This is a genomic window from Acinetobacter sp. 24-47-47 (assembly GCF_057737035.1).
The window spans coordinates 2,809,880-2,827,032 of sequence record NZ_CM173216.1 but is presented as its reverse complement, the minus strand read 5'-3'; the positions used below and the strand labels follow the sequence as shown (position 1 = coordinate 2,827,032).

At 38.5% G+C, this 17,153-nt stretch carries 18 protein-coding genes and 2 tRNA genes; 11 read left to right on the top strand and 9 right to left on the bottom strand.

Going from position 1 to position 17,153, the window contains the following annotated elements:
* Positions 1 to 286: 286 nt before the first annotated feature.
* From AC1M9E_RS13315 to AC1M9E_RS13305, 3 genes are all read left to right on the top strand, one after another.
* A complete protein-coding gene (locus AC1M9E_RS13315; protein ID WP_481607226.1) occupies positions 287 to 1,156 on the top strand; it encodes a pirin family protein in 870 nt (289 codons plus the stop codon).
* 448 nt (positions 1,157 to 1,604) lie between these two features.
* The gene (locus AC1M9E_RS13310; RefSeq protein WP_481607227.1) at positions 1,605 to 2,903 is read left to right on the top strand and encodes an FAD-dependent oxidoreductase; all 1,299 of its coding nucleotides are present in this window, start codon (positions 1,605 to 1,607) and stop codon (positions 2,901 to 2,903) included.
* Between the two features lie 8 nt (positions 2,904 to 2,911).
* A complete protein-coding gene (locus tag AC1M9E_RS13305) occupies positions 2,912 to 3,751 on the top strand; it encodes a methyltransferase domain-containing protein (protein WP_481607228.1) in 840 nt (279 codons plus the stop codon).
* Between the two features lie 49 nt (positions 3,752 to 3,800).
* Here AC1M9E_RS13305 and AC1M9E_RS13300 read toward each other — a convergent pair.
* The 3 genes from AC1M9E_RS13300 to AC1M9E_RS13290 all read right to left on the bottom strand — a co-directional run bounded on the left by AC1M9E_RS13300 (position 3,801) and on the right by AC1M9E_RS13290 (position 4,578).
* Positions 3,801 to 3,876, bottom strand: a tRNA-Thr gene (locus tag AC1M9E_RS13300).
* A gap of 177 nt (positions 3,877 to 4,053) precedes the next feature.
* Entirely contained in the window at positions 4,054 to 4,281 is a 228-nt protein-coding gene (locus tag AC1M9E_RS13295) for a hypothetical protein (protein WP_035267585.1), read from the bottom strand.
* Positions 4,282 to 4,487: 206 nt separating this feature from the next.
* Positions 4,488 to 4,578 (bottom strand) — tRNA-Ser (locus tag AC1M9E_RS13290).
* Between the two features lie 123 nt (positions 4,579 to 4,701).
* Here AC1M9E_RS13290 and AC1M9E_RS13285 point away from each other — a divergent pair.
* Positions 4,702 to 6,582, top strand: a complete 1,881-nt coding sequence (locus AC1M9E_RS13285) for a potassium transporter Kup (RefSeq protein ID WP_481607229.1) — start codon at positions 4,702 to 4,704, stop codon at positions 6,580 to 6,582.
* A gap of 69 nt (positions 6,583 to 6,651) precedes the next feature.
* Here the strand turns inward: AC1M9E_RS13285 and AC1M9E_RS13280 are convergent, their stop codons facing one another.
* Positions 6,652 to 7,014 (bottom strand): hypothetical protein, encoded by a 363-nt coding sequence (locus tag AC1M9E_RS13280; protein WP_228133254.1) that lies wholly within the window; start codon positions 7,012 to 7,014, stop codon positions 6,652 to 6,654.
* Between the two features lie 300 nt (positions 7,015 to 7,314).
* Between AC1M9E_RS13280 and AC1M9E_RS13275 the strand changes: the two genes are divergently transcribed.
* Both AC1M9E_RS13275 and AC1M9E_RS13270 read left to right on the top strand, forming a co-directional pair.
* Positions 7,315 to 8,358 (top strand): DNA/RNA non-specific endonuclease, encoded by a 1,044-nt coding sequence (locus AC1M9E_RS13275; protein WP_481591881.1) that lies wholly within the window; start codon positions 7,315 to 7,317, stop codon positions 8,356 to 8,358.
* A gap of 72 nt (positions 8,359 to 8,430) precedes the next feature.
* Complete coding sequence (locus tag AC1M9E_RS13270) at positions 8,431 to 8,676, top strand: hypothetical protein (protein WP_179999072.1); 246 nt, start codon at positions 8,431 to 8,433, stop codon at positions 8,674 to 8,676.
* Between the two features lie 42 nt (positions 8,677 to 8,718).
* On the opposite strand, the gene AC1M9E_RS13265 is transcribed toward AC1M9E_RS13270, so the two are convergent.
* Positions 8,719 to 9,726 (bottom strand): AraC family transcriptional regulator, encoded by a 1,008-nt coding sequence (locus AC1M9E_RS13265; RefSeq protein ID WP_035267577.1) that lies wholly within the window; start codon positions 9,724 to 9,726, stop codon positions 8,719 to 8,721.
* A gap of 199 nt (positions 9,727 to 9,925) precedes the next feature.
* On the opposite strand from AC1M9E_RS13265, the gene AC1M9E_RS13260 reads away from it, so the two are divergent.
* Positions 9,926 to 10,561: a sterol desaturase family protein gene (locus AC1M9E_RS13260; protein ID WP_481607230.1), complete on the top strand. Its 636-nt coding sequence runs from the start codon at positions 9,926 to 9,928 to the stop codon at positions 10,559 to 10,561.
* Between the two features lie 266 nt (positions 10,562 to 10,827).
* Here AC1M9E_RS13260 and hisF read toward each other — a convergent pair whose 3' ends face one another.
* Positions 10,828 to 11,586 (bottom strand): imidazole glycerol phosphate synthase subunit HisF, encoded by a 759-nt coding sequence (gene hisF / locus AC1M9E_RS13255; RefSeq protein WP_035267573.1) that lies wholly within the window; start codon positions 11,584 to 11,586, stop codon positions 10,828 to 10,830.
* 114 nt (positions 11,587 to 11,700) lie between these two features.
* On the opposite strand from hisF, the gene AC1M9E_RS13250 reads away from it, so the two are divergent.
* From AC1M9E_RS13250 to AC1M9E_RS13235, 4 genes are read left to right on the top strand one after another with little or no spacing between them, the layout of a single operon-like run.
* Positions 11,701 to 12,651 carry a homoserine kinase gene (locus AC1M9E_RS13250; protein WP_481607231.1) on the top strand — a complete coding sequence of 317 codons (951 nt, stop codon included), beginning with the start codon at positions 11,701 to 11,703 and terminating at the stop codon, positions 12,649 to 12,651.
* Between the two features lie 23 nt (positions 12,652 to 12,674).
* A complete protein-coding gene (locus AC1M9E_RS13245) occupies positions 12,675 to 13,298 on the top strand; it encodes a DUF1294 domain-containing protein (protein WP_481607232.1) in 624 nt (207 codons plus the stop codon).
* 29 nt (positions 13,299 to 13,327) lie between these two features.
* On the top strand, positions 13,328 to 13,720 hold the full coding sequence (locus AC1M9E_RS13240; RefSeq protein ID WP_035267567.1) for a DUF4870 family protein: 393 nt from the start codon (positions 13,328 to 13,330) through the stop codon (positions 13,718 to 13,720).
* A gap of 26 nt (positions 13,721 to 13,746) precedes the next feature.
* A complete protein-coding gene (locus AC1M9E_RS13235; RefSeq protein WP_481592862.1) occupies positions 13,747 to 14,061 on the top strand; it encodes an antibiotic biosynthesis monooxygenase family protein in 315 nt (104 codons plus the stop codon).
* Positions 14,062 to 14,063: 2 nt separating this feature from the next.
* Here the strand turns inward: AC1M9E_RS13235 and AC1M9E_RS13230 are convergent, their stop codons facing one another.
* The 3 genes from AC1M9E_RS13230 to AC1M9E_RS13220 all read right to left on the bottom strand — a co-directional run bounded on the left by AC1M9E_RS13230 (position 14,064) and on the right by AC1M9E_RS13220 (position 16,627).
* Entirely contained in the window at positions 14,064 to 14,951 is an 888-nt protein-coding gene (locus AC1M9E_RS13230) for a DMT family transporter (RefSeq protein ID WP_481607233.1), read from the bottom strand.
* A gap of 53 nt (positions 14,952 to 15,004) precedes the next feature.
* A complete protein-coding gene (gene hisA, locus AC1M9E_RS13225) occupies positions 15,005 to 15,736 on the bottom strand; it encodes a 1-(5-phosphoribosyl)-5-[(5-phosphoribosylamino)methylideneamino]imidazole-4-carboxamide isomerase (protein WP_035267561.1) in 732 nt (243 codons plus the stop codon).
* A gap of 129 nt (positions 15,737 to 15,865) precedes the next feature.
* Positions 15,866 to 16,627, bottom strand: coding sequence for a hypothetical protein (locus AC1M9E_RS13220; protein ID WP_481595774.1), 762 nt, complete (start codon positions 16,625 to 16,627; stop codon positions 15,866 to 15,868).
* Positions 16,628 to 17,153 lie beyond the last annotated feature (526 nt).

Genomic DNA, 17,153 nt, shown 5'->3' with positions numbered 1-17,153 from the left:
ATGATGTTAGTAAGTGTGAATACGTATCAATGAACTCGTATTCAGTCACTAGTTATATTAGACTGAAAATGAGATAAATTTGTGACCATTTTTAGGATAATTAGTCTTATTAATAGGAATATTGTAATAATGAATTTCAAATTTCAGTGAATAGTCACATATATGAATTAATTTAGATTATTATAATCATAAAAATAGGAATCTGTGTGGCAGTAAAGCTCTTTTTATTTTCTGTGCAAAGTCTAAAATGAGCGCATGTTCATCCTATCGAATATAGGAGTAAAAGATGAAAAGAGTAATTGGGGTTTATCGTAACCAACATACACATTGGGTTGGTGATGGTCTGCCAGTGCGTAACTTATTTTCTTATGATCGCTTAGGTCAAGCACTTAGTCCTTTTTTGTTATTAGATTATGGTGCACCACATCACTTTGAGCCAACGACACGTCAGTTAGGTGTTGGTTCACATCCTCATCGCGGATTTGAAACAGTGACTATCGCCTACCAAGGTGGTTTGGCACATAAGGATTCCAGTGGTGGTGGTGGTGTTATCGAGGCAGGAGATGTGCAATGGATGACTGCTGGGGCTGGATTGGTTCACGAAGAGTTTCATTCTCCTGAATTTGCTCAAAAAGGTGGAATTCTTGAAATGGCACAGCTTTGGGTCAATCTACCAGCCAAAGATAAAATGACTCAACCACGTTATCAAGCGATCACATCTCATGATATTCCAACAATTACCATGGATGATGGTGCTGGTCACATCCGTGTAATTGCGGGTGAGTTTGGTGGTCATTATGGTCCTGCTGAAACATTTACTCCAATAAATGTGTGGGATGGTCAGCTTAAAGCTGAGTATGAAACATTCATACATGTTCCTGTAGATCACAATGTATTGGTTGTAGTGTTGAATGGTGAACTCGTAATTAATGGGACTCAAAAAGTTCTAGACAGTTCAATTGTGATGTTTGCTCGTGATGGTGAGGCAGCAATTCAATTGCAAGCATATAAAGATACACAATTTTTAGTGCTTACAGGTGAGCCACTAAATGAGCCAATTCAAGGGCATGGACCATTCGTCATGAACACCAAAGAAGAAATCATTCAAGCTTTTCATGATTTCAATAATGGTAAATTTGGTGAAATTGCACGTTAATTGGAACGACAAAAGCGGAAATATCATTTCCGCTTTTTTTGTGATCATCATTTTAAAAAAATAAAGGACCTCTATCCCACACAACAGAGGTCCTTATACGCTGTAATTTATATTTATTTTCTAGATCACATTCTATTTGTGCTTCTTATTAATGTGATGTAGTTCTCATTTTCAAAGCAATGATAATGCATTTTTTTTAAGCTGTAAACTAAAAAATTAAATTATTGGTGAAAATATCTATTTTGTTTTTAAACATATTTTTTGATTTCTTAAAAAATACAAGTGTATTAAATATTTAGCGTATGACGAATAGTGTCGCAAGAATTTTACGTAAATTTATTTGATTAAAAATTAATCAAAAACAAATAAAATCTGGAAGTTTTTAATAGCAAGTTTCAAAGTGTTCTATCGCATAATTAAAAAAATTTTTAATGCTTGGATCATAATTTTGAAAATTGCAGTGATTGGAAGTGGTATGGCAGGGTTGGCAACTGCGAGAATTCTCAAGGATGCTGGTCACCAGATCACAGTTTTCGAGGCGCTTCCAGGGCGTGGTATGGATAGTTATAGTCTTGAGTATGAAGGTGGGATTATTGATTCGCCATTACGTGTCATGAATCCAATGCTCTGGAAAAATACATTGAGTCTTGCCACACATTTGGGTCTCAATACTTTTCCAGTACGTACCTATATGTCATGTAGCTGGTTATTTGAAGATAAAATCGATACTTGGCTGACAACATCACGTTCACGCATAGGCAACTTTCCAATCATTAACAATCGAAAAGGATTAAAGCAATATGGCATCCGTTTAGTGAAAGGGATGTTACAACTTAGATCTGCATTGAAGCAGTTTTTTAAATCTAAAAATCAAGATATCACTTTAGATGAGTTCGTTAAATATAACCAAATAGAAGAAGTATTTTGGAATGGGGCAGTCATGCCTGTCCTATTTACCATTTGTACATGTGATGCAAAAACCATTGGTGAATGGCCAGCAAAACCATTGTTGATTTTCTTACGCCAACTGACGGATGGAGATGCACTCCTTCGAATTCAAGGTGGGACGCCAGCTTTCGTTGATAAATTGCTGGAAGATATCGATTTAAGAAGTGGGCAGCCCATTACTCGTGTACAAGAGCAGGGTGATTTAGTCTATGTGGAAAATGAAGCAGGTGAATCTGACTTATTTGATCGCGTGATTGTCGCGACACCAACAACAAAAGTTTATGAGTTTTTAGATGCTGAACAGTTTGCGGATGATATTGCACTTCTCAAACAATTTAAGTTTGTTGATGGTGAATTGGTCATTCATACTGATTCAGTGGTAATGCCTGTGAAGCGTAAAGATTGGTGCGTATTGAGTTATATGATGGATCGTAAATTTACTAAACAGCATTTCACTGTTTGGCTGAATTCGATTGAGCCAACATTAGTGGGTAAATCTCCTGTTTTTCAAACTTGGAATCCAGTAATTGAGATTGATCCTAAAAAAGTAATACATAAAGTGAAGCTCACTAGAGCTGTTGTAGATCGTCATACTTTACCACTAACCCATGAGTTGAGTGCTCGTCACCAACAACAAGGTCGCAAAGTATTTTATTGTGGTTCTTGGTCATGTGATGGATTGCCAATTTTGGAGTCAGCGGTGACTTCAGCAATGGATATAGCAAAATTACTTGATGCGCCGTTACCATTTTTAGGTTTAAAGCCTAAGGTACAAGTTGCACCAGAGTTAGGATATTAAGGGATTGAATGAAGAAGCTCCAAGCATGGATGAAAGCACCTCAACATAAATATGCGATCAATGCAGCTTTATTGGGGGATCACCGTAATTGTGCTTGGAGTAATTTAGGTCTATGGCAAACTGACCAGCTGAATTATCCACAAGCCTGCGAGTTACTCGCAATAACCCTTGCTCAATCTATCGATTTAAATTCAAAAGATAAATTAATTGATTTAGGTTGTGGGCAAGGTGCTAGCTTAATTTTATGGAAAGAAAAATTTCAAATCGAATACTTGGAAGGAATTGAATTACAAAAATATTATGTAAATCATACGCGTAAGTTTTTACCTCATGTCAATCGGATCTCGCAGGGAACATTTTTAAATTTAGAATCTAGATCATTTGAATTTAAATTTGATGCGGCAATTTGCATCGATGCTGCTTATCACAGTAATTTGAATTTATTTCTTCGTTCTGTAGATGGTATTTTGAATTCAAAAGGACGCTTAGCATTTCATTATCTTGCTTTGAATTCAAAGTTCTATACTTTGAGTCCTCTAGCGCAATTGAAAGTTAAATTATTATTAAAAGCAGCTGACGTTCAACTGAACCATTTGCACTCATTCGATGAAATGCAATCAATCTTAGTGCAAACGGGTTTTAGAGATATACATATTCAAGATTTGAGTCACGAGGTATTTGCAGGATTTGCAACGTATATTCAGAGTGATATTTTTAAAAATAACATCCAAGCTCATTCGTATCACGTTTTAGATTTAGCAAAAATTAAGATGACAGCAAAGTTGTGTGCGAAACTTTATCAAGAGGGGATCGTGCGATATGTACAAGTGAGTGCAAGTAAAAAATAAATCATCAAAAACAACAAAGCCTCACTAAAAAGCGAGGCTAAGTATAAAATGGTGCCGGCACACGGATTCGAACTGTGGACCTACTGATTACAAGTCAGTTGCTCTACCAACTGAGCTATGCCGGCAACGTGGAGAGAATAATAGCGTTTTTTCACTAAAACGCAAGTCAAAAATTAATCGATTAATTAAAATTGAGCAGGATGAATTGTTTTTGCTTTATTTTTGATCTTCTTTTCTCCTCATTTTATAGTGATGCCCGTCGTAGCGTGTACAGGCATCTTGAGAGAATTTTATAGGATCAGCTATTTGTTTTTTAGAATACGATCAAGGTCTTGTGCACACTCTTCAAGAGTATAAGCCATATCAAATTGCATTTGAGGTTTTAACTCTTGTGCTAATTTTCTCCATTGCTCAATTAATCTTAGCGCTTTTTGAATTTTGTGTTTATTCACATCTTTAGCGATAGTGGGTGTGTAGCCACCACGTTTTGCGTTTTTAATTTGTTTTACATAGTTGGCGCTGTTATTCATATTATCTCCGGAATAGCAGGTTCTCTATTTTATAGGTGTGCAAAAATCATCTATTTGAATAACGTTGTTAGGTTGTTCAGCTCCTTAAGTATTGTTTTCATTAACTTAACATGATGTTGATGACAGTAAAATGAAGCGAGATACGTGCCAAAAGCGAAGTTTTAGGCGAAAAAAAACCGAATCATGAGATTCGGTTTTTTAAATTCTGGCGGTGAAAGAGGGATTCGAACCCTCGATACGCTATTAACGTATACACACTTTCCAGGCGTGCTCCTTCAGCCACTCGGACACTTCACCAAGGCGTGCGATGATAACTAAAAAAAAAGCAGATGCCAAGTTGAAACAATTGATTTAAAGAAAAAGTTTTTAGCCAGTGATATGATTGCCGAAAAATTCTGTCGAATGCATGAAGACTAAAATATGCAAAGCACTGCAAAAAAAGCCGCACTTCCTGCGGTAACATTGGCAGCATTAGGGGTGGTGTTTGGTGACATTGGAACCAGTCCTCTGTATGCATTGCGTCAATGCTTCCTTACGGCTCATATTGCAATTACTGAGGCAACCGTTCTGGGCATTTTGTCGCTCATTTTCTGGTGCATGATGCTCACCATCAGCTTTAAATATGTCTCAGTCATTATGAAGGCAGATAACAATGGTGAAGGCGGTATTATGTCGCTACTTGCCTTAAATCTACGTTCAACCCGTATTGCAGATCAGCGCAAAATTTATCTGATTGCCTTGGGCTTTATCGGTGCATCACTTTTTTTTGGTGATGGTATTATTACCCCAGCAATTTCTATTTTATCCGCGATTGAAGGTTTAAGTATTGCGACTCCGATGTTTAATCAATGGTTATTACCATTGGCCGTCGGTATTTTAACAGCACTGTTTTTAATTCAGCGCCACGGCACGGCGACCATGGGTAAGTTCTTTGGACCAATCACATTATTGTGGTTTGCATCTATTGGACTATTAGGCTTATGGAGTGTTATGCAAACACCGTTCGTGTTGGCAATGATCAGTCCGCATTGGGCGTTTGGCTTTATCATCAACCAACCTTTTGTTGCATTCCTCACGATGGGTGCCGTCATTTTAACGATGACGGGGGGTGAAGCACTATATGCAGATATGGGGCATTTTGGTCGTATGCCTATTAAGCTTGCTTGGTTTGTGATTGTATTGCCAAGTCTAGTTTTTAACTATGCGGGTCAAGGTGCTTTACTTTTACGAGATCCAAATGCAATTGAGAACCCATTTTATCTGTTAGTCCCTGATTGGGCTTTATTTCCAATGATTGGTCTTGCAACCGCTGCTGCCGTGATTGCGTCTCAAGCGGTGATTACGGGCGTATTCTCAATGGTCAATCAAGCGATTCAATTGCGCTATTTACCGCGTTTAACCGTGCAACATACATCTGATGTTGAACAAGGACAAATCTATGTCCCGTTCATCAACTGGGTATTATTTATTTCAGTCATTATTCTCATTTTATTATTTGAAAATAGCGCGAATCTTGCCAGTGCCTACGGTGTAGCAGTGACCATGACGATGCTGTGCGGTACGATTTTAATTTCGATTTTAGCTTATGGCGTTTGGCGCTGGCCTGTTTGGAAAGTAGCCCTTTTTGCTGTGCCTTTATTGATCATCGACCTCATTTTTGTTGCTTCGACTTCTTTAAAAATTGTTGGTGGTGGATGGGTGCCAATCTTGATTGGTGCAATTGTATTTACCGTTTTAATGACGTGGAAAGATGGCCGTCAAATCGTACTCAATAAGCTTGAGTCTGATGCGTTACCTATTGATCTCTTTATTCAAAGTGTCAAGATGAGTGATGAAACGCTGATCGTTCCTGGGGATGCAATTTTCCTCACAGGAACACCTAATATCGTTCCACATGCGATGTTGCACAATATTAAGCATAATAAGGTTCTACACGAACGTAATATGATGATTACGGTCATTACTAAAGATGTACCTTATGTACCTGATATTGAGAGAATTCGTGTAGAAAAGATGGATAATCGATTCTTTAGGATTTTTGTATATTATGGGTTTAAAGACCAACCCAACATTCCAGTCGCGCTGAAAGCGGCATATGAGCAGTTAAATTTTGAATTTGATATGATGCAAATTAGTTTCTTTATTTCACGTGATCGTCTGATTCATACCGTGGGAGAAGGAATGGCGCCATGGCGTGAAAAATTATTTATATCAATGCAGCGGAATACCAGTCCTGTGAGTGATTTCTATTTAATTCCACCAAATCGCGTGGTCGAAATGGGAAGCCAGATCGAAATCTGAGTAAGCGTTTGCTAAAATTTTGGATATAAAAAACCGCCTCAAAGGCGGTTTTTTATTAAGCCTAATACCTTACTCAGCCGCTGGTGCTTCTACAGGCGCTTCTTCAGTTGCATTTACTTCAGGTTGAGCTGGAACTGCAGTTTGTGCTTGAGGAGCAGTTTCTTCTGCTTCAGCAGGTGGTAAGTTTCCAATAGGCGCTTTCGCATCAGCAGGCGCTTGTGTTGTAGCACCTTCAGAAATAACTTTCATCTGACCATTAGCTAATACTTCTTGTAAAGTACCAGGCTGACCATTCACTGTTGTTACGACTTTAGCTTTAGAAAGGCTTTCCAAAGTTTCGCCAGCTTGAACTGGTGGCTCAGCAAATGCACTTGCACTTGCCAAAGATAAACCCATTACTAATGCTGTCAAAGAAGTATGTGCTAATTTCATAGTGTCCTCACTTTCAATTCTTTTAATTTACTAAATAACTTTTATACCATCTCACAAGTAATTGATGTAATTCAATCAAATACACGTAAAACCTTAAAGAGTATTAAAAAACTATTCTATAAAAACAACAATTTGTTACTTATTTTGAGTGATATTTGAACGGAATGCGAAGATCCTTTATTCACTTGAAAATTCACTTGATGTACTTCAAATTCATAGCTTGTTAAGCTGTGGCCGGTTTTGAATAAAGCCCACGCATTGGGCCAGAAGTTGAACACGGAATGAATAGGTAATCTGAGTTTGAATAATATTGTGGTAAAAGCTGTATTAGGTATTGTTGCAGCAGGAAGCTTTGCAATTGCTTTCGGTCAAGAAAAGTTGTCTTCATATCTGCCATTTTCAGGTTCGGTTAATAATACAGCTTGTCTAAATCAATTTTATCGCCAAGAGCCACCTTATTTAATCAAAGAGAGCTTAAATAAAGATCGCTACCCATTATGCTTTAATGGATTCACCACTATGTATTCTGGTGTCTCAAAAACACCATTATGGGTAGCTGAATATCTGAATCCAGATCGGCTGAGCCAAAAAATAAAAAGAGAAGACAGTTTCCATGAGGAGACTCGTGTAGCAGAAAAGCATCGAGCATTATTATCAGATTATCGTGGGTCGGGATATGACCGTGGTCATATGGCTCCAAATGCTGATATGCCAAATAAAGCTGCACAGTACGACAGTTTTTCTTTAGCCAATATGGTTCCTCAAGCTCCGCAGAATAACCAACAAATCTGGCGAGAAATTGAGGAAGCGACACGTGCAATCGTTACGAAGCAGAAACATGATGTGTATGTGATTACCGGGCCTGTATATAGTGGCAAAAAACTGAAAACCATTGGACGCGGTGTTATTGTTCCAACAGCGGTGTTTAAAGCCGTATATATACCTAAAACAGGTGCTATTGGCGCATATTACGCTCCAAATAATAATTCACTACAGATGCAAGTGGTCAGTGTATGCCAGTTAGAAGAAGTGCTTGGCATGAATCTGTTTCCTCAACTTACATCTGAGCAAAAGCGTAATACTTATAAATTGCCATTAAAAGCCAATCAGGTCAAAGCTCAACAAGCGATAGAGTATTCGCACTGGGATGCCGAAAGCCAATGTGCAGTTGATATCTCAACAGATCAACTCAAAGCGCTGCAAAAAGAGTTTAGTAGTCAAAGCGTACCTGTCAATACAACCGTAACGAATCAAGAGGCTAAGATCGATGAACAAGCACAAGATGCAATCGTGAAAGAGTTGGTTCAAGCGTTGTTGCAATATTTATTACAAATCCTTAAATAAAAAAGCTCGAATTTGCCCTGAAGATTCATTTATCTTCAGGGATTGATATTTATAAACATAAAGAGATTTGCCATGTTTAAGCCTTTTGAAAATGGGACTGAGTCACATTCGATACATGATCTGACGCTTGAAAATGATCTTGATCGTGTGAGTATTTATGGCAACTTGCAAATCACCAAAGATCAAGCCGGTTTAGCCGCTGCGAAAGCGTTAAAACAATATTTAGATGCAATGGTCATCTACTTAGAAGATCAAAAAAATTTAGCAGAAAAAATAGAAACGACGGCTGAGAATGAAATAGAAAATCCTTTCTTGTGATTCATCAATCATCTTTAGACTGAAGACTTAAATTCACAATCATCAAGTGCGAATATGATGTTGAATACGCCACTGTTGGGGTGTCATCTTCATCCACTGACGAAATGCGCGTTGGAATGCACTTTGTTCAGAATAACTGAGCAATAACGAAATCTCATGTAAGCTGAGATAAGGATCTTGTAGATATTGAATCGCTAGAAGTTTGCGGACTTCTTGAACACGCTGCTGATAGGTATCACCTTGATTTTGTAAATGGCGCTGAAGTTGTCTGACGGACATTCCCACTTGTTCTGCGACAGTTTGAATTTGATAATTGTGTCTCTGTATTCCAATCAGAATGGCTTGCTGTAACCGCTCATCGATTTGTGTGTTGTTGGGGAGTCGACTTAACAAATCTTGAGCTTGTTGCATCAGGAGTTTTTGTAAAGTTTGATCAGCTTGTTTAATCGGTGCTTGTAGGAGCTGGCTTGGAAAAGTAAGCTTGACATGAGGCTGAGAGAATTTTACTTTGCTCTGAAAAAAACGCTCATAAATCGCAATATTTTTTGGTGCTGGAAAGCGAAAGTGAATTTCTTGAATATGTAAATGCTCAATACCCGCATAACGTTTTAGAAATTCAACCAATAATGCCATCGCAATTTCATCCGTGATTTGTGTCGACAAATGCATTGGCAAATCTTCCCAACGTACGCTAAATACGCCTTGCTCCAGATCAACGGCGAGAGGTGTACCATCATAAATTAAACGATGATATTCATGATAACGGGTGAGTGCTTCTGCTAGGTTATCGCATGATAAAGCGATATACGCGATAATGCCTAAATGTTGCGGTTTGACCCATTGAGCAATTTCTAACCCTAACGCAGGTTGTGGGTGTACTTCATAAATTTCATTTAATATTTCACGCCAAATGCTAAAGTCAAAGCGTTCGGCTTGCTGAATACTTGCCAATTTTGCAGAAATAGGGAGACCGCTCTCTTCACAATAATTATGTAAGAGATGTCCAAGTCCACCATGAACCGAGCCTGAATAATCCTTTATCTGCTGCATGTGATTAATACTTTTCTTGTTTTATCAATTGAAATCACGATGAGTTATTAAGCCTGTTTTTACAGTGCCATACAAGCGCTTTTTCTACCATACGACATTGAAAAATATGTCGTGATTTGTCAATGAAAATTTTATCTTGCGTCAATGGTTGAGAGCTTGAGTTAGATATATTGAAAGAAAAGAAACAGGGATTTTGAACATGATTAAAGGTTTTGTTGCAGGCTTAATCATTGCCAATGGATTTGAATGGGTCGCGCATAAATATGTTCTACATGGTGTACACCGTCCGGGTAAAGCGAGGTTTAGTCCTGTGCCTAAAAATATGGAATCTCATTGGGCACATCACCGTGAAGTTAGAACACAAGATTTCCATGATGAGGGTTATGTAGAGGGAATCTCAAATTGGCGAACAAAAAATGAAATCGTATCATTGGGAATTGTTGCTGCTGTATTTGGAACAGCATTTTATCCAATCTCGAAAGGCATGAGTTTATCCGTGTTTTATAGTGCTTGTAACTACTACTACACGCATCGCAGAGCTCACCTCGAACCTCATTGGGCAAAAAAGAAAATTCCTTGGCACTATGACCACCATATGAATGCCAATCAAGATGCAAATTGGTGTGTCACTAAGCCTTGGTTTGATTACATTTTAGGAACACGTGTCATTTCAACGCCAGATTTGAAAGAAGATAACCCTTTAGGGGTGCAGTTACCGTCTTTTATTTCAAAACGAGTCAATTATATCGTTGAACAATATTTCCCCGCAAAGTGGGTTGAGCAGAAAGCAGTGCGCTCCGAGATTTCAAAAAAAGCTTTGGCTATAGTGGAGTAAGCCAGATTAGATATGGAGTTGGCTGAATTGACATCTGGTTTGTCATGATTGGTCAATAAAATATGTAGCTTTTGTCAAGATTTAGTGCAGATCTGTCATTTATGATATGAGATGAATAAATCGGAGAATGAAAATCTGATGGTAGAACTCTCCAGTTTATCGCTTTGCATAACGAACCAAGCGCTGTTTTTTCTTGGTTTTTAGGGCCTTCGGGCTCTTTTTTTTGCAAAAAAAAGAGGCATTTGCCTCTTTTTTATGGGGCATGATTAAAGACGCATTTCAATGCCTTGTTCAGCTAAATATTGTTTTGCTTCCGGGATAGTGTGTTGACCAAAGTGGAAGATAGAGGCTGCAAGCACTGCATCAGCACCCCCTTGTAAAATTCCGTCTGCTAGATGTTGAAGATTACCCACACCACCTGAAGCAATCGTTGGAATCGTTACACGATCATTAATCTGACGCATCAATGCTAAGTCATAACCAGCTTTTGTACCATCTGCATCCATTGACGTAATGAGCAATTCGCCTGCGCCGTATTCTGCCATTTTCACAGACCATTCAATCGCATCGATACCCGTTGGTTTGCGACCACCATGTGTGAAAATCTCCCACTTATTTTCACCCGTTTTTTTTGCATCAATCGCAACTACAATACATTGTGCACCAAAACGTTGAGAGGCTTCTTGAACGAATTCAGGATTAAAGACAGCAGCTGAGTTAATACTGACTTTGTCTGCACCAGCGTTAAGCAATAAACGAATATCTTCAACTTTACGAACACCGCCACCTACGGTCAGTGGTACAAATACAGTTTCAGCCATACGCTCAACCGTACGGTAAGTGGTGTCACGCCCATTAGATGTTGCAGTGATATCGAGAAAAGTAATCTCATCTGCACCTTGTTCGTTATAACGACGTGCTACTTCAACTGGGTCGCCTGCATCACGAATATCAAGGAATTGAACACCTTTTACAACTCGACCGTTATCTACGTCGAGGCAAGGAATAATACGTTTAGCAAGCATAATTTTTTCCAAAAATAACAGCCGATTATGAAACTTACAGACTTTGGTGCTACACCTTGGTAGTCGGAGCAGGTATTCTATCAAAATAATGTAAGTTTTTTCGCAGGTTTTTTTATGTCGGTTTATACCACTTTGACTTTAAAGGAAGTTCAGGATTTTGCTACGCCTTATGGATTAGAGGTGATTGACCTGATTCCGATTCAAGGAGGTATTCAAAATACGAACTATTTTCTAGTTTGTGCAGATCAAACCGAATTTGTTTTAACAATTTTTGAAGATATGGATGAGCAAGGCGCAGGTGAACTCGTCCCTGTACTTGAGCATCTGGGTCATGCAGGTCTCCCTGTGCCTGTACCTTTGAAACATTCAGGACGTTCGATTCAGATCTTAAAAAATAAACCTGCACAAATTGCGCCTAGAATGCGTGGCAAGCATCCTATGCCTTCATCACTTGAACAGGTTCAGTCCATTGCTATTGCACAGGCTCAAATACATGTGGCTCTCGATAACTTTCCCTTAGAGCGCGCAGAGTATCGTAATCATGATTATTGGTTAAGTGTGGCTCAGCAGCTTCGACCTACGCTAAATCCAGCCGATCAAGTATTATTAAATAGTTTGTTAGGTTTATATGACGCTCTTACCGCAATGTACCCTGATCGTCCACGAGGTTTTATCCATTCTGACTTATTTAGAGATAACACTTTATTTGAAGGGGCTACTTTAAAAGGGATACTCGATTTTTATGAGTTGAATAAAGATGAACTTTTGTTTGATATCGCCATTACGATGAATGATTTCTGTACAGAATATCCAAATGTTCATTTGAATGAGGAAAAGGCCTTAGCATTCTTGGAGGCTTATCAAAGTGTGCGTGAAATGACCAGTGATGAAAAATCATGTCTGGAGCTCTATTTAGCGATGGCAGCTGGACGTTTCTGGATGATGCGTTTGCTAGTGGCTCAAAAGAACAAAGAAATGGGGCGTGTTGGCGAGGATATTTTGCAAAAAAATCCTTTAGAAATGCGTAATATGCTGGTTGAACGATTAAAATTTGTAACAGCTTAAAAATTTAAAAATCTGGGGGGAATATGCGTGATCAAGGTCGTCTAGTTGAATGGTTTGATGAAAAAGGCTATGGATTTATTCAACCCAATGATTCATCCAAAGATCGCGTTTTCCTTCACATTAAAGATTTTGCCAAACCAGGCCCAAGACCGATTCCAGGTTGTGCTTTGGAGTATATCGTTCAATTGGATGGTCAAGGTCGATTTAAAGCGAAACAAGTAACATACTTAAAAGCGACTCAGGCAAAAAAAGTAAAAACGAAGCCGCGTCATTCACCAGTTACTCAACAAAAAATGCAACCGATGCAAGTGGCGATTATTGCTTATATCTTAACGCTTGCTATATTAGTCCTATTAGGGCTATTGAGTATGATGGTGGTGTTGGTCATTTTATTGATGAACCTGATCACCTATGGCTTATATGCACACGATAAAGCGGCGGCTCAACAGGGGAGTCAACGTGTACCAGAAAATACATTACATGTGGTTTCTCTATTAGGTGGATGGCCGAGTGCTTGGCTTGCTCAGCAACGCTTGCGTCATAAAACACAAAAACAACCATTTCGAAAAATTTATTTCTGTACTATAGCGTTTAATATACTGATTATTTTATGGATAATTTCACCATTTAATGGTTTGAAATTATAAAGCCTCAAAAAAATTAAAAAGGTGACTTTATGAATTATACAGCTGATCAAGATCCAAACCGCAGCTTAACGATTTTACTTTACATCCTGTATATCATCGCTATTTTTTCAGCAGGTATTTTGGCGGTTATTGCGCTAATTATTAACTATTGGAAACGATCAAAGGTACAGGGCTCAATTTTTGAAAGTCATTTTACTTGGCAAATTCGTACTTTTTGGTGGTATTTAATTTGGAATATCATCGCGTTCCTGCCGTTTTTGTTCTTATTCTTCACGGGTGACAATCCTAATGCCTTTGCTGGTGTAGCACTGGGTGCAACAACATTCTGTATCGCAGTGATTGGTTTGTCATGGGTTTGGATTGTTTATCGTGCGATCAAAGGAATTATTAAGGTCAATGATAACGAGCCAATGTATCAATAATTAAAACTCATGAATGGGGTGGTGTCATGATTATTGAGCATGTTCATTTAAATATCAAAATGAACCAGAGTGAGGCATTCGAAAATGCTTTTAAATTAGCTAAAGACATTATTTCACCAATGAAGGGGCTAAATGCGGTTCAGCTGATTAAAAATACGAATAATGAACATGCTTATATTTTACTGATTTACTGGAACAAACTTGAAGATCATACGGAAGGTTTTAGGCAGTCAGAGGCGTATTTAAAATGGAAGGAACTCTTGCATCCCTTTTATGCGCCTATGCCTGAAGTGCAGTATTTTCAACCATGTATGATGTTAAAGCTAAAAGAGCCCCAGTAAGCTTATTCTTTCTTCTTAAATTTTGGTCTCCACTCACTGGTAATTACACCGAGCACAACCAACACGCCACCTAAAATTGAGAGCATAGCTAAACGCTCACCTGCTAATCTCCCAATCAAAGCCGCCCAAACAGGTTCGCCAGAATAAATAATGGCAGCCTGTGAAGGATCAACCACGCGTTGAGCCCAGTTCATGACTAACTGAATGATTGCACTTGCAAGTCCTAAACCTCCAATAATCGCAACGAAGATCCAGTTAAACTCAGGAAGATGTGTTTCACCCACCAATGGTGCCATTAGAAAACAAATTAACGATGCAAAAATGAGCTGTAATATCGTCACTCGGCGTAAATTGACTCGAGGCGCAAAGTAACTAATGAGAATAATTTCAAGTGCAATCGCAATTGATCCTATCAAGGTAATGATCTGACCAAATTCAAGCCGAATAGCACCAAACCCATTTCCTGTTAAGAACACTAAACCTACAAAGGCAAGTCCTGCACCCATCCATGTCATGACATGTGGCCTTTTTTTAAAGAGCAACCACAATAAGATGGGAACTAACGGCACATAAAGTGCTGTCAAAAATGCAGACTCGCTACTGGTGATGGTCTGTAAGCCAATGGTTTGGGTTCCATAACCAATCGCAATCACTGTTCCAATGCAAAATCCTGCCCAAATATCTTTGGCACTAAAATTTTTACAATATTGAAGTGAGATGAGACCAACAGCCAGCGCAGCTGCTGCAAATCGAAAGGCAACGAAAAGCACTGGTGTGCTGAAGCTCAATCCATATTTGACTGTAATGAAACTGGCACCCCAAATCATCGTAATTGCAATAAGGGCAAGTTGTGGTGTTTTGGTTTTGAGGGTAGGAGATAAATTCAACATATTTTTTAAGTAAGAAAAAAGAGGTCCTAAGACCTCTTTAGAAACATGCGCTATTAGAGCGCTTGTTCATCAAGTAATAATTGAGCTTCACGAAGATTTAAAGTGCCTTCATAAATTGCACGACCAGTAATCGCACCTAAAATACCAGGCTGACCTTTTAAGTTGCGAACGTCGTCAAGATTGGTCACACCGCCTGAAGCGATCACAGGTAAACCTGAATAAGTCGCAAGATTAACTGTTTGTTCGATATTCACACCTTGCATCATGCCATCACGTGCAATATCGGTATACACGATACTAGATACACCAGCATCTGCAAAGCGTTTAGCTAAATCAGTTGCTTTCACGTCAGTTACATTTGCCCAGCCGTCAGTTGCGACCATGCCATTGATTGCATCAATACCGACAATGATGTGACCTGCGAATTTTCTACAAGCTTCCTCAACAAACTCAGGTTCTTTGACTGCTTTTGTACCAATAATGACGAATGATACACCTGCATCTAAGTAGTGTTCGATGGTTTCAAGAGAACGGATGCCACCACCAATTTGAATTGGCAGTTCAGGTTGTGCTTTTGCAATCGCTTCCACAACAGGTTTGTGAATAGGTGTACCAGCGAAAGCACCATTTAGATCAACTAAATGTAAACGGCGAGCGCCAGCGTCTACCCAATGTTGTGCTGTTGCCACAGGATCATCAGAGAAAACGGTATCGTCTTCCATACGACCTTGTTTTAAACGGACACATTTACCATCTTTAAGGTCAATTGCAGGGATAATCAGCATGCTTTCGCTCCTTGCCAGTATTCTGGAGTTTATTCGCAGCAATCTTAGCAAAGAAACATCAAATGAGCGAAGTAACAATGAAAAAAAACCGTCAGAACAATGTTGACGGTTTTTAATACGAACTTTGAATTAAATGTATGGTGTTGTATCTAAGTTAGAGATTAGATCAAAGCTAGTTGGTGTGATATTGGTTGGGATTGCACCTAAAGCATTTGTGATCTCTCCCGTGAATCCTACAAGATCACCCACGACAGGAATCGATGACAGAGCATCTGTTACAGGTGCTAAATCATCCAATAAATTATCTAATGTTCCTGAGACATCTCCTAATGTTCCTGTGACACTGCCTAAAGGATCATCAATGAGACCAGTCACGAGATCAAGAGGTTTGGTACTTGCGACATAATCTCCCGTTTCACTCACGAATCCCAAAAGATTTGAAGAAGTTTCTCCGACAACATCTACGACAGCACCTAAACCTGGCACTTGGCTTAGCAGGTCGGTCACGGGATCGGCTAAACCAGCGACCTCACCTACAACATTTGAAACATCTTTGATGGTTTGGCCTACAGTTGCAGTAGTGCCATTCAATGCAGTATTAATGCCCCCTAATAGATCTCCTTTCGAAAAATCATCAGCGATAGCGTGTAAGCCTCCACTTAAATTTCCTAATAAATTATTTTCAAGATTGAGTACCGATTCCACTGTATCTCCGATCAGTGGCAATTCTGTTAACTTATCCGTTAATGGTTTGGTCAGCGTCCCTACTGTGTCAACAACGGTATCTACAACTGTCGTTACGGTTTCTAGAATAAAACCAACTGCTTTCGTAATTCCCTGTAAAGCAAGGCTTAGAACGCCACTGATTTTTCCAGTAAAAAGTTTAAACATGTGCAGATTGCTCCAAAATATATGTGGTTAGTGTTGGATCTGTGTTGTTTCAGCAAGTTCATAATTAACAAAGAAAAAAATTTCAGACAAATCGAAAAAAAACAATATAAGTGGAATAATTTTGAAGATATGCCGTAAAAACAGCAACTTAATACAACACAAGGGTAATGTTTAAAAATGTTAACAAAATCAATTATTTATTGTGGTTTATTTTGGTGCTTGATAGAATAAATGTACACTTATAATGCATGAATATTATCGAGTCGCATGGTGTAAATACCTAAAATGCCAACTTGTTCGATTCGTTGATTGATTTTGTGAATTTTGTGTATTTTTTTAATGATTAAAATTGGTGCTCATTGTCTTTACATAAGTTAACAATTAATCATTGGGTCAAATTATTTTTCTTTTTTAATTCAAACTGAGTAATGAGAAAAATTAGATCACACTTTTATTTGTGAATTATCAATATTGAAAATAATTTAAATTTCATCTGATTTGTTTGGCAATATTAGACTCAACTGCA

What these genes read in the sequence shown, in the direction of transcription:
- AC1M9E_RS13295 (WP_035267585.1), bottom strand. Translation starts at nt 4,281, where the DNA reads ATGAATAACAGCGCCAACTATGTAAAACAAATTAAAAACGCAAAACGT.
- AC1M9E_RS13250 (WP_481607231.1), top strand. Translation starts at nt 11,701, where the DNA reads ATGTCGGTTTATACCACTTTGACTTTAAAGGAAGTTCAGGATTTTGCT.
- AC1M9E_RS13245 (WP_481607232.1), top strand. Translation starts at nt 12,675, where the DNA reads ATGCGTGATCAAGGTCGTCTAGTTGAATGGTTTGATGAAAAAGGCTAT.
- AC1M9E_RS13220 (WP_481595774.1), bottom strand. Translation starts at nt 16,627, where the DNA reads ATGTTTAAACTTTTTACTGGAAAAATCAGTGGCGTTCTAAGCCTTGCT.
- hisF (WP_035267573.1), bottom strand. Translation starts at nt 11,586, where the DNA reads ATGCTTGCTAAACGTATTATTCCTTGCCTCGACGTAGATAACGGTCGA.
- AC1M9E_RS13305 (WP_481607228.1), top strand. Translation starts at nt 2,912, where the DNA reads ATGAAGAAGCTCCAAGCATGGATGAAAGCACCTCAACATAAATATGCG.
- AC1M9E_RS13230 (WP_481607233.1), bottom strand. Translation starts at nt 14,951, where the DNA reads ATGTTGAATTTATCTCCTACCCTCAAAACCAAAACACCACAACTTGCC.
- AC1M9E_RS13285 (WP_481607229.1), top strand. Translation starts at nt 4,702, where the DNA reads ATGCAAAGCACTGCAAAAAAAGCCGCACTTCCTGCGGTAACATTGGCA.
- AC1M9E_RS13315 (WP_481607226.1), top strand. Translation starts at nt 287, where the DNA reads ATGAAAAGAGTAATTGGGGTTTATCGTAACCAACATACACATTGGGTT.
- AC1M9E_RS13235 (WP_481592862.1), top strand. Translation starts at nt 13,747, where the DNA reads ATGATTATTGAGCATGTTCATTTAAATATCAAAATGAACCAGAGTGAG.
- AC1M9E_RS13280 (WP_228133254.1), bottom strand. Translation starts at nt 7,014, where the DNA reads ATGAAATTAGCACATACTTCTTTGACAGCATTAGTAATGGGTTTATCT.
- AC1M9E_RS13260 (WP_481607230.1), top strand. Translation starts at nt 9,926, where the DNA reads ATGATTAAAGGTTTTGTTGCAGGCTTAATCATTGCCAATGGATTTGAA.
- hisA (WP_035267561.1), bottom strand. Translation starts at nt 15,736, where the DNA reads ATGCTGATTATCCCTGCAATTGACCTTAAAGATGGTAAATGTGTCCGT.
- AC1M9E_RS13240 (WP_035267567.1), top strand. Translation starts at nt 13,328, where the DNA reads ATGAATTATACAGCTGATCAAGATCCAAACCGCAGCTTAACGATTTTA.
- AC1M9E_RS13270 (WP_179999072.1), top strand. Translation starts at nt 8,431, where the DNA reads ATGTTTAAGCCTTTTGAAAATGGGACTGAGTCACATTCGATACATGAT.
- AC1M9E_RS13265 (WP_035267577.1), bottom strand. Translation starts at nt 9,726, where the DNA reads ATGCAGCAGATAAAGGATTATTCAGGCTCGGTTCATGGTGGACTTGGA.